General features: G+C 54.8%; 17 protein-coding genes. 7 read left to right on the forward strand and 10 right to left on the reverse strand.

Features of this window, described 5'->3' with window-relative positions:
- Nucleotides 1–51: 51 nt before the first annotated feature.
- Nucleotides 52–1,980, forward strand: a complete 1,929-nt coding sequence (locus tag E3E29_RS07790) for a helicase C-terminal domain-containing protein (RefSeq protein ID WP_240922819.1) — start codon at nt 52–54, stop codon at nt 1,978–1,980.
- Here the strand turns inward: E3E29_RS07790 and E3E29_RS07795 are convergent.
- From E3E29_RS07795 to E3E29_RS07815, 5 genes are all read right to left on the reverse strand, one after another.
- Entirely contained in the window at nt 1,967–2,329 is a 363-nt protein-coding gene (locus E3E29_RS07795) for an immunoglobulin-like domain-containing protein (protein ID WP_167910424.1), read from the reverse strand. The genes E3E29_RS07790 and E3E29_RS07795 overlap by 14 nt on opposite strands.
- 144 nt (nt 2,330–2,473) lie before the next feature.
- Complete coding sequence (locus E3E29_RS07800; protein WP_167910425.1) at nt 2,474–3,313, reverse strand: M55 family metallopeptidase; 840 nt, start codon at nt 3,311–3,313, stop codon at nt 2,474–2,476.
- A 2-nt stretch (nt 3,314–3,315) separates the two neighbouring features.
- Nucleotides 3,316–3,738, reverse strand: coding sequence for a secondary thiamine-phosphate synthase enzyme YjbQ (locus E3E29_RS07805; protein ID WP_167910426.1), 423 nt, complete (start codon nt 3,736–3,738; stop codon nt 3,316–3,318).
- A gap of 50 nt (nt 3,739–3,788) precedes the next feature.
- Nucleotides 3,789–4,091: a hypothetical protein gene (locus E3E29_RS07810; RefSeq protein ID WP_167910427.1), complete on the reverse strand. Its 303-nt coding sequence runs from the start codon at nt 4,089–4,091 to the stop codon at nt 3,789–3,791.
- Nucleotides 4,054–5,352 carry a prenyltransferase gene (locus tag E3E29_RS07815; protein ID WP_167910428.1) on the reverse strand — a complete coding sequence of 433 codons (1,299 nt, stop codon included), beginning with the start codon at nt 5,350–5,352 and terminating at the stop codon, nt 4,054–4,056. The genes E3E29_RS07810 and E3E29_RS07815 overlap by 38 nt, the downstream gene beginning before the upstream one ends.
- A gap of 88 nt (nt 5,353–5,440) precedes the next feature.
- On the opposite strand from E3E29_RS07815, the gene E3E29_RS07820 reads away from it, so the two are divergent.
- Together E3E29_RS07820 and E3E29_RS07825 are read left to right on the forward strand one after the other, a co-directional pair.
- Entirely contained in the window at nt 5,441–6,541 is a 1,101-nt protein-coding gene (locus E3E29_RS07820) for a TRM11 family methyltransferase (protein WP_167910429.1), read from the forward strand.
- Nucleotides 6,542–6,581: 40 nt separating this feature from the next.
- The gene (locus E3E29_RS07825) at nt 6,582–6,797 is read left to right on the forward strand and encodes a hypothetical protein (protein WP_167910430.1); all 216 of its coding nucleotides are present in this window, start codon (nt 6,582–6,584) and stop codon (nt 6,795–6,797) included.
- Nucleotides 6,798–6,866: 69 nt separating this feature from the next.
- Here E3E29_RS07825 and E3E29_RS07830 read toward each other — a convergent pair whose 3' ends face one another.
- Nucleotides 6,867–7,295, reverse strand: coding sequence for a CoA-binding protein (locus tag E3E29_RS07830; RefSeq protein ID WP_167910431.1), 429 nt, complete (start codon nt 7,293–7,295; stop codon nt 6,867–6,869).
- Nucleotides 7,296–7,361: 66 nt separating this feature from the next.
- On the opposite strand from E3E29_RS07830, the gene E3E29_RS07835 reads away from it, so the two are divergent.
- Nucleotides 7,362–7,799 (forward strand): hypothetical protein, encoded by a 438-nt coding sequence (locus tag E3E29_RS07835; RefSeq protein ID WP_167910432.1) that lies wholly within the window; start codon nt 7,362–7,364, stop codon nt 7,797–7,799.
- On the opposite strand, the gene E3E29_RS07840 is transcribed toward E3E29_RS07835, so the two are convergent.
- A complete protein-coding gene (locus E3E29_RS07840) occupies nt 7,768–8,157 on the reverse strand; it encodes an NfeD family protein (protein ID WP_167910433.1) in 390 nt (129 codons plus the stop codon). The two genes, E3E29_RS07835 and E3E29_RS07840, sit on opposite strands and share 32 nt — an antisense overlap.
- Nucleotides 8,154–8,801: a M48 family metallopeptidase gene (locus E3E29_RS07845; RefSeq protein WP_167910434.1), complete on the reverse strand. Its 648-nt coding sequence runs from the start codon at nt 8,799–8,801 to the stop codon at nt 8,154–8,156. The genes E3E29_RS07840 and E3E29_RS07845 overlap by 4 nt, the downstream gene beginning before the upstream one ends.
- Nucleotides 8,802–8,838: 37 nt before the next feature.
- Between E3E29_RS07845 and E3E29_RS07850 the strand changes: the two genes are divergently transcribed.
- On the forward strand, nt 8,839–9,639 hold the full coding sequence (locus tag E3E29_RS07850) for a radical SAM protein (RefSeq protein ID WP_167910435.1): 801 nt from the start codon (nt 8,839–8,841) through the stop codon (nt 9,637–9,639).
- A gap of 2 nt (nt 9,640–9,641) precedes the next feature.
- Here E3E29_RS07850 and E3E29_RS07855 read toward each other — a convergent pair whose 3' ends face one another.
- Complete coding sequence (locus tag E3E29_RS07855) at nt 9,642–10,958, reverse strand: glycerate kinase (protein WP_342764692.1); 1,317 nt, start codon at nt 10,956–10,958, stop codon at nt 9,642–9,644.
- Nucleotides 10,955–11,362: a hypothetical protein gene (locus E3E29_RS07860; RefSeq protein WP_167910436.1), complete on the reverse strand. Its 408-nt coding sequence runs from the start codon at nt 11,360–11,362 to the stop codon at nt 10,955–10,957. Before E3E29_RS07860 ends, E3E29_RS07855 begins: the two co-directional genes overlap by 4 nt.
- A gap of 192 nt (nt 11,363–11,554) precedes the next feature.
- Here E3E29_RS07860 and twy1 point away from each other — a divergent pair, with 192 nt between their 5' ends.
- Together twy1 and E3E29_RS07870 are read left to right on the forward strand one after the other, a co-directional pair.
- The gene (twy1, locus tag E3E29_RS07865) at nt 11,555–12,556 is read left to right on the forward strand and encodes a 4-demethylwyosine synthase TYW1 (protein ID WP_167910437.1); all 1,002 of its coding nucleotides are present in this window, start codon (nt 11,555–11,557) and stop codon (nt 12,554–12,556) included.
- A 97-nt stretch (nt 12,557–12,653) separates the two neighbouring features.
- Nucleotides 12,654–14,954, forward strand: a complete 2,301-nt coding sequence (locus E3E29_RS07870; RefSeq protein ID WP_167910438.1) for a prenyltransferase/squalene oxidase repeat-containing protein — start codon at nt 12,654–12,656, stop codon at nt 14,952–14,954.
- Nucleotides 14,955–14,956: the final 2 nt, after the last annotated feature.

A 14,956-nucleotide genomic window follows, 5' to 3' on the forward strand; every position in this document is an offset into this window, starting at 1 on the left:
CTGATAGTTAAAAAGTTTTGGCAAAGGGTTAAAAGTTCCAGTCGTGATGGAATGGAGAGGAGAGAACCCATGGAGTACTTCCCGTACGAGAGCCCAAGGGCGCACCAGGAGGAGTTCATACGGATCGTTGATGACGTCGTGAGAAACGGAGAGAACGCTATAATCGAGGCCCCAACGGGCTTTGGAAAGACGATAAGTGTTCTGGCTGGAGTCCTTCCCCATGCGAAAGAGATGGGCTACAAAGTCCTCTATTTAGCAAGAACCCACCGTCAGATGGACAGGGTCATCGAGGAGCTCAAGGCGATAAACGGCAAGAGCCCGGTTTCCGGGGTGGAGCTGAGGAGCAGGAAGGAGCTCTGCCTCCACAACTACCTGCGCGAGTACACGGGCGACGCATACACCGCGATGGTCGTATGCAAGAACCTGAAGAAGAGCGGCAAGTGCCCCTTCTACGAGAACGAGAAGAAGAAAAAGGAGGAATTTGAGGAAGTGGCGAGGTTTTTCCTCCGGGAACCCAGTCACCCCTCCGAGATACTGAGCTACGCCGAAACGCTTGAGCTCTGCCCATACGACCTGACGAGAAAGGTGGCGGAGAAAGCCGACGTCATAGTGGCCAGTTATCTCTACATGATCTCCCCCGGCATAAGGAAAGCCTTCCTCGACGGGCTGGGCCTCCAGTACGAAGACCTGATAGTAATATTCGATGAGGCTCACAACCTCCCTGACCAGACGATATCGGCCCTGAGCGACAGGTTGAGCATCCACACCCTCAACAGGGCGATAAAAGAAGCCGACGAGTATGGCGAGAACGAGATAGCGAATTTCCTGAGCATACTGGGCAGGGGGCTTGAGATACTGTTCCAGGAAAAGCTCTCAAACAGGGACGTTCATGAGACCCCGATTCAGCCGGAGCTCGTCTTCTCCCACGTTCTGAGCGTCCTCGGAATCAACGCCCGCTACCTGGTAAAAACCCTCAACGAGATGGTCTCGGTTGGGGACTCCATAAGGGAGGACAGGATAAACAAGAACGAGCCCCCGAGGAGCTACATCGGGAGAACCGGTGAGTTCCTCCTTCTCTGGCTCTCGCTCATTGGAAGGGACGATTACCTCTTTCTGATGACGCGAGACAGGGGATTGAGCCTTGAGCTCGTCGCCCTCGACCCTTCAAAGGCCCTGGGCTTCATAAAGGACGTCCAGAGTGCAATCTTCATGTCCGGGACGCTCACACCGCTCGAGGCTTTCCGCGACGTTATGGGAGTAAGCAACGCGAGGCTGAGGAAGTTCCCGAGGATGATAAAGAGGGAAAACGCCCTCGTGCTCGTCGCCAAGGACGTCTCCACGAGGGGGGCCGAGAGGTCGCTTGAGGTGTACAGGAGAACGGCAGACTACATAGTGGAGGCCGCGAAGATAATCCCCAAGAACGTCGGGGTCTTCACGGCCTCGTACGAGGTTCTGCAGGGGCTGCTCTCAACCAACCTCCAGGTGAGGCTTGAGGAGACCGGAAAGGCGGTCTTCATCGAAAAACAGGGGGTTTCCTCCAAGGAGAACGACCTCATGGTGGCCCAGTTCAAGGCCCACGCGAAGGCCAACGGGGCGGTTCTGCTCGGCGTGATGGGGGGCAGGAACAGCGAGGGGCAGGACTACTCCGGGGACGAGATGAACGGGGTCATCCTGGTGGGTCTGCCGTACGCACGCCCGACCCCTAGGACCGAGGCCCAGGTGAGGTACTTTGAGAAGAAGTTCCCTGGAAAGGGGCGCTACTACGGCTATTACCTACCAGCGCACAGGAAACTCGTCCAGGCAGCGGGAAGGGTGCACCGTTCGGCAGAGGAGAAGGGGAGCATAGTGATCCTCGATTACAGGGCCATGTGGAGCAACATCAAAAAGGACTTCCCGGACTGGCTCAAGGAGGGGATAAAACCGGTCGACCTCGCCAGAATGAGGCTCTATCTGCGGCGGTTCTGGGCTAACGGACGGTGAATTCCTTCTCCACCCTCACCTTCGCCCCCTCGACGTAGGCGAATTTAACGATTCTGTACCTGCCGGGGGGAAGCTCGACCGGGAGCTTCTGCTCAACAGTTTCTCCGGGCACAAGGACGATTCTCCTCTCCACGAAAACAATTCCGGGATCCCTGCGATGCCAGAAACCTAAATACTCGTACAGCTCCACTTCGTTGGTAATCTCCACCTTGACAGTGTTGGGGTTGGAGATTCGGAGAACCAGCTCACCCTTCCTGGGTGTCACATCGATGTCAAGCTCAACCTGAGGAGGGGTGCCATAAGGTATGACGCCGAACCTCTCGTTCCCGGGAACCTTAACGATCTTCATCAACTGAAAAGTTGCGTTTCTTCCGATAAAATTTTCGGTGGTGTGCCCCCTGGGAGCGAAGGGGACTCACGGCTCGCCTCGCGCTCATCCCCCGCGGTTTCCAGGGGGCAAGAAAAGTTATGGAAAAGAGCCTGAAAAAGTTTCTCATCCCACTAAGGAGGACGTTCCGTAGGCCGCTACCGAGAGGAGCTGGATTACCCTGTAAGCATCCTCGACCGTCTCCACCTGAAAGGCCACCCTCTTCCCGTCGAGCCTCTCAGCAAAGGGAAGGAGCTCAGCGGTGTCCGCCATGTGACTTCCAAGGAAACGGATTTCGACGTTAACGGGTTCTTCCGTGGTTAGGGACTTCATCTCACCCTCGCTGAACTTTATCGAGGCTTCTGTTATCCCCGCGGTCAGGCGAGCTCTAACCTGAGCCATGCTGGGGCTCTTCGAAGAGTACCTTGAAATGGAATCTTTCAGCGGTACCCTCACCGCCCAGGGGGCATGAACCTTCACGTCCCCCTCCAGGAGAACTCTATCCCCCGCCACGAGGACAACTGGAATTCCCTTTTTCCCGAGGACGTAGGCGTTCAGGAGAAACTCGCTGACTTCTACGCCGTTTACCTTTATCCAGTCTATCGTGGCACTGCTGTACGTGTGGTCGAAGGATGCTCTTCCTGTTCCTGATTTCGCGTGATAACCCAGGAAAAGTGCAACATCGCTCCCCTCCACCCCGCTAACCATGCTAATAGGTCGGGGATAGCCCCTAACGAGTTCCACGTACTCCGGAAGTTTTGAGGGTATTACGTTCACCATTGGCCCGTGGCTGTCGGCAACGGTTATCTCATCGAAGCCGTTGCTGTAGAGGACTTCAGCGGCAATGTTAACGACCTCGGTGGCTATCTCCCTCGCTTCATCGTAGAGCGGAGTCCCCGGCCGGAGGTGGAGCGGAGAGGTCACGTAGGGCAACCCCTCAAGGTCTACCGAGATGAACGCCCTCATGTTCACTCCTCCGGGTACTCCTGGCAGGGGCAGAGCATCACGAGAACCCTCCTGTGCCTCGGTCCGTCGAGCTCGACGAACAGTATTCTCTGCCACGTCCCAAGGAGGAGCTCCCCCTCGTCAACGGGGATTACCAGCTCGGAGTTCAGGAGAAGCGAGGCCCTGAGGTGACTGTGGGCGTTGTGGTCTATCCTATCGTGGAGGTAGTCGGCACCCTTCGGCACGAGTTCCTTCATCTTGCTCTTAAAATCCTGGAGGAGGCCTTCCTCAGGCTCGTTTATCATGAGGCCGGTTGTGGTGTGCTTTGTGAACACAACGACAATCCCGTGCTTCAGCTTGCCCTCCCAGACCTTCTTCTGGACTTCATCCGTTATGTCCAGGATCTGGAACCCTTCCCTCGTGGGAACATCTATCGTGAAGAGCATGGAACCACCACTTTAAAATGGGAAGAAAAGTTTAAACGTTTGTCGATGGATTATGAGAGAACCTTAACCAGCTCCTCGAGTATTTCCCTTGAGGTTTTAACGCCGTCCTGAACGAGGTAGCGCAGGATCACCGCAAGCTCGTAAGCCTCTACGAGCTTTTCTCTTCTGGAATCACTGGATTTACCCTCAAAAAGTTCCCTTCGGAGGGTGTTGTAGATTTCACCGACCGCATCCCTGAAGAGGACTTCCTCACCAACGAGCTTGCCCTCCAGGATCGCGGAGGATAAATCTTTAACGTAATCAATGGGGTCTCCCTTAGATTCCCTTCGCATCATAATCCTTAGCCTTTCCATTAACGACCACCTTCTCGCTTATCTCCCTGTCGAGGGCGTTCAGGAGTATCTCAGCCACGAGGATGGAAGAGAACCGCGGATCCCTCACACCGAGGGCAACGTCAACTGCCTTTGAGACGTCACCCATCTTAAGTAGCCGGTGGGCGATGTCCGCCAGGACGACCGAGCGCAGGCGTTCGTCTTTTATGACCTCCGCGACCTTCATGGCACCCTCCACGTCACCCCTGACAAGGGAATACCTAGCTATCTTAACACGAACTTCTTCGCCCTTCGAGCGCTCCCATATAGCCCGTATAGTCTCCCAGTCCCCGTCGTCGGGCCTCTCCAAAAAGTGGTTCATAACTGCGCGGCCAACCTCTGCGGCCTCTTTGGAGTTCAGAACGCGGATGAACGATGGCAGGGCCCTGGGAGCAACGTCCACAAGCTTGAGGGCAGTTTCCACCATGGCGTTGCCGTCCCCGAACTTTCTCAAAAGATCAGCGGCCTCGACAGGCTCACCCGCAATGGCAAACGCTATCGCCAGTTCGACCTTGAAATCGTCCCCAAACTTCTCAACGAGTTCCTTTGCGAGGGCCTTCAAAGCCGGGACGTGCTTTTCAATGACATCCCTCTCCTTCAGGAAGAAGAGGGCCTCTTTGAAAGCCTGCTTTGCCCATTCCTTTACGTTAATCTCCTTGATAGCCCCAATCCCGTTCTCGTAACTCCCCATGAGGAAGTAGGATTTCATTATCTCAATTATTGCCTTGGAACGGTAGGGTTCGGAGGATACATGCTCCAGCGCCATTTTGCTCTTTCTTATTCTGTATGCAACCTTAACGCGCTCCGTTCCTATAAGAGAGGTGTTTCTGCGGATGATCTGAAGGAGAATGCTGTCCCTGAGCTCCTGGTTCTTTATCTCTACAGCGTACATAACCGCTTCGCTTATCTCGCCGAGGCCCAACATGTACCTGGCGGCGAGGGCCATGAGATCGTCACGCACGGGAGAGGGAAATGCCTTGGAATCCTCAACAACCCTAAGGTAAAGTTTTTTCGATGTGTTTAGTCCGGCTTTTTTCATCGAGTAACCTATTGAAAGAAGAGCCCTAAGCATCTTAACTGGGTCTTCGATTTCCTTGGTCGTCTCAATGGCCTTGAGAAAAACAAGTTTGAACTTCGCGTCCTTCACCTTTGCGAGACGCTCTCCAATTTTAGCATAGGTCGTTGCCCGGAGGTAAGGATCGCGTATGACTTCAACAGTATCGATTATTTCAGAGGTTAGCAATGAACCACCCCCGTAATAACCTTCCGAAACTAGAGTTCTTAACATTATCGGCCCAAATGCTTTTAAACGGGCAAGTAAAGCCTTTTCCATGTACGCAGTAATCTTTGGCAAGAATCCAGTCCTCAGCGAGGCAGAATTTTATTCGTTCGCCAAGAGATTCAGCCTAAAGGTTAAACCCATGGAGTCGAGCCGTTACTGGTTGTTATTCGGCTCTTCTCCCCAAGTTGAAAGGTACTTCTACTGGCTCGGCGGTTCTTTAAAGCTCGTCCGGATAGTCGGCGAGGGCGAGGAAGCTTTGAAAGACCTCGAGTACGCCAAGCTCTTCACGGTTAGCCTCTATGGGAGGAACGACTGGCAGTTCTGGAGGAAGCTCGGGAGCGAGATAAAGAGGGAGTTCAAAGAGGAGGGGCCCGCCAAGTTCTTCAAGCCTGCGAAGACCTACTCAATGCCAGCGGAGCTCATCCTGAAGGGTTTCCCTGAGGTCAAGGACTTCGTCTTCCTCTTCAGAGAAGACAGGAGCTTCCTCGTCGGAGAAACCATTAAGGTCACCGACCCCTTCGAGCTGAAGAAGCTCGACGTCGAGAGGCCTGTTCAGAAGCCCATCCTCTCAATCCCGCCCAGGCTCGCAAGGATAATGGTGAACCTGACGGAAATCCGAAAAGGGAGCTTTCTGGACCCGTTCTGCGGCATCGGAACGGTGGTTCAGGAGTTCGTCCTGCAGAGGCTGGATGCCCATGGGAGCGACCGCGACGAGGAGCAGATTAAGGCGGCAAAGAAGAACCTCACCTGGCTTAGGAAGGAGTTCAGGCTCAAGAACTCGGCCCATTTAGAAGTCTGCGACGCGAGAAAACTGAAGCACTGCTTCAGGCAGAGGTTCGACGCGATAGTCACCGAGCCGTACCTTGGAAAGCCCCTCAAGGGGAACCCTAGCAGGAGCGAAGCAATTAAACTCGCCAACGAGCTTGACCGCTTCTACTATCCGGTCTTCGAGAGCTTTGCCAACGTGCTGAAGAGGAACGGGAGGGTTGTTTTCGTCTTCCCAGCGTATAAGCTGAGTGGCGGTAGGATATACAGGAAGGAAAGGAAGTGGCTCGGAAAGCTCGGCTTTGAGATTCTTGGCAGATACCTTGACTACGAGGAGAGGCACAGGGTTGTCAGGGACATCCACGTGCTGCGGTACAGGGGATAAACCATTATGGGAGGAATGCAATAGTAAGATTGGTGATAACGTGGGAGACATAGTGGTTAGGGTGCCCCTGAGTGTGGACGAGAAGCTGGCGGACTTGATAGCAAAGACTATCTCTGAGAGACTAAAGACCCCTGCAAGGCTCAACGAGATGCTCAAGAACTCCGAGCTTTCAGAGGAGGATGCAGTAGAACTTGGAAGGAAAGCAAAAATGGGACGGGGCGAGTATCTTGGGGGAAGATATTTTTCTAGTGACTAACACGAACTTGCTCTTCTCGTTCTTCTGAAAAAAAATCGAACACCAAAGAACTCCCTGAGCTCCTTGGAATCACCCGATAAGCCTCTCGTGTTCCTGCTTCATACAGCGGTGAGCGACGACTGTAAGGCCAGCTTCTTTCGCCTTCTTGAACGCCGCCCAGTTGTAGGTATTGAACTGGAACCAGACCACTTTCGCGCCCTTCTTTATCGCCTGCTCTACGTAGTCCATCGTAAACTCAGGTCTCACGGATAGGTCAACGATTTCGACTTCATTCGGGATTTCAAGGACGTTCGAATAGCATTTCTTCCCAAGAACTTCCTCATAGCGCGGGTTCACGGGATAGACCTCGTAGCCGCGCTCAAGGAGATACCACATGACATCGTTGGAGTCGCGCTCCGGCTTTGGTGATGCCCCGACAAGGGCGATCTTCCGGTATTTCGTCAGTATTTTCCTAACTTCCTCATCACTTAACCTGTCAACTGGCATCTTCATTACCATGGCTATCCCCGAGGATTTGGAAAGCAATATTTAAAACTCTAACCGAGAAGTTTCTTCGATGAGAACATGGCCCTATACGAAGAGACCCTTACGAGTAGGGCGTTCCAGATCATCGTGCTGATTCCAATCCTTGCGATGCTCGCGGGTCTTTACAGTGCGTATCATGCGGGAGAGGGTTTTGGAATAATGCTCGCGACCACACTTGGAATTTCAGTTCTCCTTCTGGATGTCGCGGCCATCAAAATCGAGATAGATGAGCGTGAGGTCAGAATAAGGGGCCTTTTCGGGCTCATAGTCCGGAAGACGGTTTCTATCGAGAACATAGCGGGCTTTGAGGTTCGGAAGGGCTGGATGAGCTGTTACGGGACGATCCACTTCACCCTTCCAGCAAAGGCATGTGTTAAGATACGGCAGAAGAAGGGCTGGACAGTTTCATTTTCCACCAACCGGCCGGAGAATCTGGTAGAGGCTCTCAGGGCTCTGGGCGTTCCACGAGAACCTTAGAGCCGCTCACACCAACGATTTTAACAACTTCTCCCCGTCTAGCGCTTCCTTTTATGCACTCCGCGCTCCAGAGCTCGCCGTCCACCTTCACGAGACCCTCCGGATCCAAATCCTCAACGACCAGGGCGATCCTTCCGACCAGGCTCTCCGAGCCAGCCCTAGGCCTTGCGCTAAGGCCACCGCGCAGGATGAATGGCGCCACAAGGATGTCCTTGAAGATTAGAACGCCTATAACAGACGCCACCGCCCATAGAGGAACCTCAACCCCGAAGCCCGGCAGCACCCAGACGAGGAAAAGCCCCACTATGATTTCGTCCACCGAGAGAAGGAGGAACTTTACTATTCTGCCGAACCTCACTCCCTTCCCTCCAGCCACCGCCAGTACGGGTTGAGTTCGAGTACGCCCCACCACTTATTGAGTTCCTCCCTTGCGGGGCGGTAATCCGGGTAGAAGCATAAAACAAAGTCCCAGAAAGCCCTTGAGTGGTTGCGGTGCTTCAGGTGGGCCAGCTCGTGGACGACCACGTACTCCCTGAGCTCAGGGGGGACGGCGGCAAGGCGGAGGTTGAAGTTGAGGTTTCCCTTTCCGGAGCAGCTGCCCCATCTGGTTCTCTGAGAGCGGATGAAGAGCTTCCCGGGGGATACTCCCATCCTTCCAGCATAGGATTCAATGAGTTCCTCTATTCTCGGCCGGAGGAATCTCTTAAGCTCCTCCCTGAGTTCGTCGGGGTATGGCGGAAGGACAACCGTCTTAAAGCGCTCGTGAATTCGGGCTTTCCTCCCCCGAACCACTCCGTAGAACTCGCCATTGACTGGGAATCCGGATTCAGCCAGCTCACGCAGGCCGTCTATTTCAGCCATCTTCCCCTCGAGCCACGAGGAGTTCCTCTGGAGAAAGCTTTCAACGTCGAAGCCCTCCGGGGCCGTGACAATGACCTCACCGTCGGGTTTAACCTCGATGCGGGCGTACCTTACAGGCCTCCTCCGAACCCTCAGGTTCATGCTACCACCTTTTAAGGAGAATTGACGAAAGACCCTTATGAAGGTTCGGGTTATCGAGCGAAGGGCAAAGAGCATCTACACCCGGTCAAGAATTCCGGGCGTTGACTGGACGGTGAACCAGTATACCGGCTGTGCCTTCGCCTGCAAATACTGCTACGCCAAGTTTCTGACGAGGTGGAAGGACCACGGAGAGTGGGGAAGCTGGGTTGAGGTTAAGACCAACGCCCCCGAGCTCGCCGGGAAGCACGTGAGGGGAAGTATCGTGATGTCCACCGTGAGCGACCCCTACCAGCCGGTAGAGGCGAAGCTGAAGCTGACGAGGCGCGTTCTTCGGTATATGGATAAGAGAAACGAACTGTCGATACTCACCAAATCGCCGCTCGTCACCAGGGACATAGACCTCTTCAAGCTTTTCGACCGCATAGAGGTCGGTCTCACAATAAACGGCTTCACAGGGAGGGAAAAGGCGCTCTTCGAGCCGCTGACGCCCGTTCACGAGGCGAGGGTGAACGCTCTCAAGACCCTTAAGGAAGCCGGATTGAGAACCTACGTCTTCGTGAGCCCGATAATTCCCGAAATCACGGACGTCTCCGCGATAGTCGAGGACACCATGGACTTCGCGGACTACTACCTCTTCGAGGTTCTCAACCTCCGCGCGGCAGGCAGGGAGTTCCAGAGGCTCCTCCGCGAGGGGTACCCGGAGGGCTACGCGGTTCTGACAGAGGATGAGAAGTTCGGGGAGTTCCTGCGGGAATTGGAGGGGAAGATAAAGGGCCTTGGAGTGAAGGCTGAGGGTATAGAGACCCACCGGAGGGGTTGGGAGTTCGTCGAGCTGTGAGTTCACTCCTTCGGGATAACGGCCACCACCAGCGAGTTGACGTTCGTCCCAGTCGGGCCGGTCTTGAGGAGCGCGCCGACCTTTTCGAGGGCGTGATAGGTGTCGTGCCTCTTCAGGACATCCTCCACATCGATTCCCGCTTTCTTCAGCTTTTCAAGCGTTCTTCCATTAACTATTCCTCCGGCTGCATCCGTGGGACCGTCGGTTCCGTCGGTGTCCACTGCCAGAACCACCGCGTTCAGCCCGGCTATCTTCCTCGCTATACTTAAAGCGAACTCCTGGTTCGGACCGCCGAGGCCGGCTTCTCCCCCTATAGTGACCGTCCACTCACCGCCGGCTATGAGGACGGCCGGCTTTGTAACCGGGCGGTCGTATCTGGCTATCTCCTGAACTATGGAACCTATGGCTAGGGCAACGTCTTTGGCCTCCCCCTCCAGGGTAGTAGTCAATATAGCGGAATTGAAGCCGAGCTCTTCAGCCTTACTCCTGGCGGCTTCACACGCTATCGTCCCGCTTCCCACGATGAAGTTGTGGACGTTCGGTAAATCCTCCTTCAGCGTCTCCTCTGCCTCTCTCCTCAAACCGCGCTCTATGTGCTTCCTAACACTCTCAGGGAGCTTCTCCCAGACGTTGTAGAGCCTCAGAATCCTGTAGGCGTCCTGGAAGGTGGTGGGGTCCTTCACCGTCGGGCCCGAGGCTATGGCCTCAAGAGGGTCTCCGACAACGTCCGAGAGGATGAGGCTTATTAGGGTTCCCCCAACCTGTTTAGCCAACTTTCCACCCTTCACCGCCGAGATGTGCTTCCTTACGGTGTTTATCTCGTAGATTTTTGCCCCGCTCCTGAGGAGGAGTTCATTCGTTTTGATTTTGTCCTCAAGGCTTATCCCCTCCTCCGGGAGAAGGAAGAGTGCGGAACCGCCGCCCGATATAAGGACAAGGAGTATATCCTGGGGACCGACTTTTCTGGCCATCTCAAGGCCGAGTTTGGCCCCTAAAAGGGAGTTCTCGTCCGGAACCGGATGGCCGGCCTCAACTACCCTAATGCCCGGTTTTCTGGGGCAGCTCTCCGCGTAGCCGTACTTCGTAACGACAACGCCTTCCTCGATCCTATTCCCGAGAACGTCCACGACGGCCTTTGTCATTGCGCAGGCGGCCTTTCCGAAGGCTAGGAGGTAAATCCTACCTTTGACCTCGAAATGGTGACCTTTCACCTCTATTCCTTTTCCGTCAAAGGAAAGTGAGCGCTTAACTGCCTCGTACGGATTTGCCGCTTCCAGAGCGGAGTTCATTACCTCCATGGCAACTGTACGAGGGTTCACTTTTCACACCCCGCCAGCCCGAGTGAGGAGACAACCTTTCTGGCCTCCTCTTCGATTATGCTGCCATCTTTGATTGCCTTCTCAAGAAGGTAGCGGGCAGTGAAGCACTGGGCAGGGAGGAGGGGGTTCCTGGTTAGGACGTAGCTCTGCTCCCGCTTGTACATGAAGTGCCAGTCGAGCTGGGCCAGGATAATGAAGCCGATGATGGCAAGGAGGTATGAGATGCCAACGAACTCGCGGAAGGAGGACCATGCCGCTCTCCAGGGAACGGAATAGAGCTCCTTGACAGAGACAAAGAGTATCATGAAGCTGTTGGCGACGCTGAGGTAGCTGGCCGCCCTCGTTATCTTGAGCTTCCAGAGGACAACCAAATCCCGCGTCCTCACGAGTTTTCCGATGCTCATGTCCCCACCGAAAAAAGTTGTGGTAGGAGCTTAAAGGCCTTCACCCCAGTTGCGGCTCCCCATTGCCCTCGGGCAGTTTAACACTATGCCAAAACTAAATTTCTCGACTCCAATCAGAGGGACATGGATGTTCAATCAGGTTTTTAAAGCGTTGGTTAGACCTCCCACAGAGAGACGTGTTAGGTGAGGCTAATGGCGATAACCTTTGCATCTAACCCGAATATGCCTGAGGAGATTGCGGCGCTCTTTAGGAAGCAGCACTACGCGCTCGTGGGCAGGCACAGCTCCGTTAAACTCTGCCACTGGCTCAAGGAGAGCATAAAGCACGACCGCTTCTGCTACAAGCAGAAGTTCTACGGCATACACTCCCACCGCTGCCTGCAGATGACCCCGGTTACTGCATGGTGCACCCACAACTGCATATTCTGCTGGCGCCCGATGGAGGGCTTCCTGGGCACTGAACTGCCCCAGCCCTGGGACGACCCGGCCTTCATAGTCGAGGAGAGCATAAAGGCCCAGAGAAAGCTCCTCGTCGGCTACAAGGGCATGCCCAGAATCAACATGAAGAAGTTTGAAGAGGCCTGGAACCCAAGGCACGCGGCCATAAGCCTGTCCGGCGAGCCGATGCTCTATCCATACATGGGCGATCTAGTTGAGGAGTTCCACAAGAGGGGTTTCACGACCTTTATAGTCACCAACGGCACCGTTCCGGAGAGACTTGAGGAAATGAAGAAAGAAGACAAGCTCCCAAGCCAGCTCTACGTCTCGCTTACCGCTCCGGACATCGAGACATACAACCGCGTCAACGTGCCCATGATTCCGGACGGCTGGGACAGGATAAAGCAGACGCTCAAACTCATGAACGACGCCCAGACGAGGACGGTAATCAGGATGACGCTTGTGAAGGGCGAGAACATGAATAACCCCAGGGGCTACGCGAAGCTCATAAAGCTCGCCAACCCGATGTTCGTCGAGGCTAAGGCTTACATGTTCGTGGGCTTCTCAAGGAACAGGCTCACCATCAACAACATGCCGCGCCACGAGGAGATAAAGGCCTTCGCCGAGGAGCTCCTGAAGTACCTGCCCGGTTACCACCTTGAGGATGAGTACGAGCCGAGCAGGGTCGTCCTCCTCATGAGGGACGACGTTGACCCCAATGGACGCGGTCTGAACGGCCGCTTTGTGAAGTTCTAATCTCCACTAGATTCTCTTTTTATCCTTTCCGCCCCATTCACCTCCACGTGGAAAACTTTATTTATTCTGACGCCGACTAAGGGTAGAGGTGTTAACAATGAGGGGAGCCCTTAACGCGTTCGTAATCATTCTCATCACCATAGTAACCCTGTCACCGCTGGCTGCGGCCGTATCAATAAACGACGGCTCTGCCAATTTTCTCAAGAACTTTGGGGACAGCACAGGACAGATAAGGCACCTTAGCCTTGCAATCATCGCTTTAAGCGAAGCAAAGGGAAAGGTCCGCGATGACCCAACGCCGAAGATAAGGGAGTTCACCAGAGAGTTGCTGTCATGCCAGAACCCCGACGGAGGATGGGGGTACTTCAACGGGAGCGTTAGCAATGTTCTGGAGACTTCTTACGCCGTTGTGGCCCTCAAGGAGGCCGAGCCTTTCTTTGAGGGTACCTCCGATTACTGGAGGGTGGACAACGCCAGAAAAAGCGGGATAAACTTCATCCTTTCCTCCCGCACTGGAAAGGCCTGGGGCTACGTTTCCGGGACGTCGCCCATGTTCTACCCCACAGTAATGGCCCTATGGGCTCTGGGGAAGAACGGTTACACCGTGGACGATCCGGAGGTCGCCGATGCCCTCTCCGTTCTCTCCGCACTCCCCATGTATATTGACAACGTAACCGCGCTCGGCCTCAAGCTCATAGCACTCAAGGCCGTTGGGGCCAGCGTTGAGAACTCAAGCGTCGAAACGGTAATGAATCTTCTCCAGAACGGAAGCCTGAGCCCGCAGCAGAGGGCCATTTTAACGTACGCGGCAACACTCTATTCCAAGCCTACGTTTGAACTTGTTGCCGACATAGCCCGTCTGGATGAGATAAAGCACACCGGACGGAACAATGTTTTTTGGGCTGACACTCCAAAGTATCCAATGTCCATAACGGACACCATAACTCCAACAGCCTACGCCCTCATGGCGATTTCCGAGCTCGTTCCACCGATAGAGAGTGTCTCAGTCAATCCAAACGAGATGCCGTGCGACGAGCTCCTCTCATACCAGAACCCCGACGGGGGATGGGGACTGCGCAAAGGTCTTCCATCGAACGAGATGGCCACCTACTATGCCCTTCAGGCAGTTGAGGCCTGCTATCCTGCCCCACAGGCAGTGGAGAGGGCAATAAACTGGACGAAAGATAGGCTGGCTCACGACGAGTCAGAAGCCCTCAAAGAGGGTAGGATGACGGTGGATTATTACTACGCACTTATGACGCTCGTACGCTTCAACGCCCTCAATGAGAGTGAGAGGGCCCATGCTATCCAGGTAATAAAGAGCCTGAAGCTCAAAACCGGGCTCTGGGGAGAGAAGGACCTCGGTCCCCAGCCTGGGGACACGGCTAGGGCAATCAGCGCCCTCCTGGCTCTGGGAGTCAGCCCCTCCGACGGGGACATTAAGGCAGCGGAAGAGTGGCTCACATCCATAAGCTCCAAGGGATGGGGCTTGTACTACGCCAGCGGTCTCTACGGTTACATGCTCGACATGAACGTCCTGGATACAATTACAGTTCTGAAAGCCCTCGAACCGCTGGTGAACGAGAGCACGCTCAGGCCACACCTTAAGTGGCTCCTCAACCAGAAGGTTGACGGCGGCTGGGCGTACGTGAAGAAGAACTACATCTGGAGCGTGAACTTCACCGCCAACGGGACACCAGTTATAACGAGCAGGGCAGTCAACGGGACACCAACCGTGTTCCTCACCGTTGAGGCGGCGACGCTCCTCATGAAGCACGGGATGGGCCACTCAATAGCTCAAGAAGCGCTGGACTTCGTCAGGTCTGCCCGCGACTCCGGGAAGCTCGTAAACGACACCCTTGATACCGCGGCGGCGATAATATACCTCTCGGGCTTCAACAGGATGCCGATGGTAGACCTCTCCGATGTAAGGAACGCCCTCGAAAGCTCGACCTTCGCAGTGGAGTACGCCAAGGGAAGGATGGAGGATGCATCGAGCATCAGAGACTACCTGATAGAGTCATTTGGCCAGAAGTTCCTCCTCGGCCCGCTCGGAAGTCTCGAAGGTGGGAACTACGTGGTCGTGGCTGGGTTCAACGACGTGAACGTTTCAGAATACAACAGGTACCTGGACGTTGAGGTCAACGGAAACACGATAACCGTGGATGGAAAGCCCTATCCGCGCGAGGGCACCGTTCTGCTCGCCCCAGGAAGAACCAAGGGAGGTGTTATCCTGTTCGTCCTCTACGACAAGGATTCATCGGAGATAGCAAAGCTGGTCTTCAGGATCGGATATGTCAAGTACATGCAGGGCAACGCCGTGGTGATCCGCTTCCAGGACAGGAACGGGGACGGGAAAGTTCAGCTCAACGAGGTAACCGCGGAAGTCGCGGGGTGAAG

Source organism: Thermococcus sp. Bubb.Bath (assembly GCF_012027595.1).
Classification (GTDB): domain Archaea; phylum Methanobacteriota_B; class Thermococci; order Thermococcales; family Thermococcaceae; genus Thermococcus.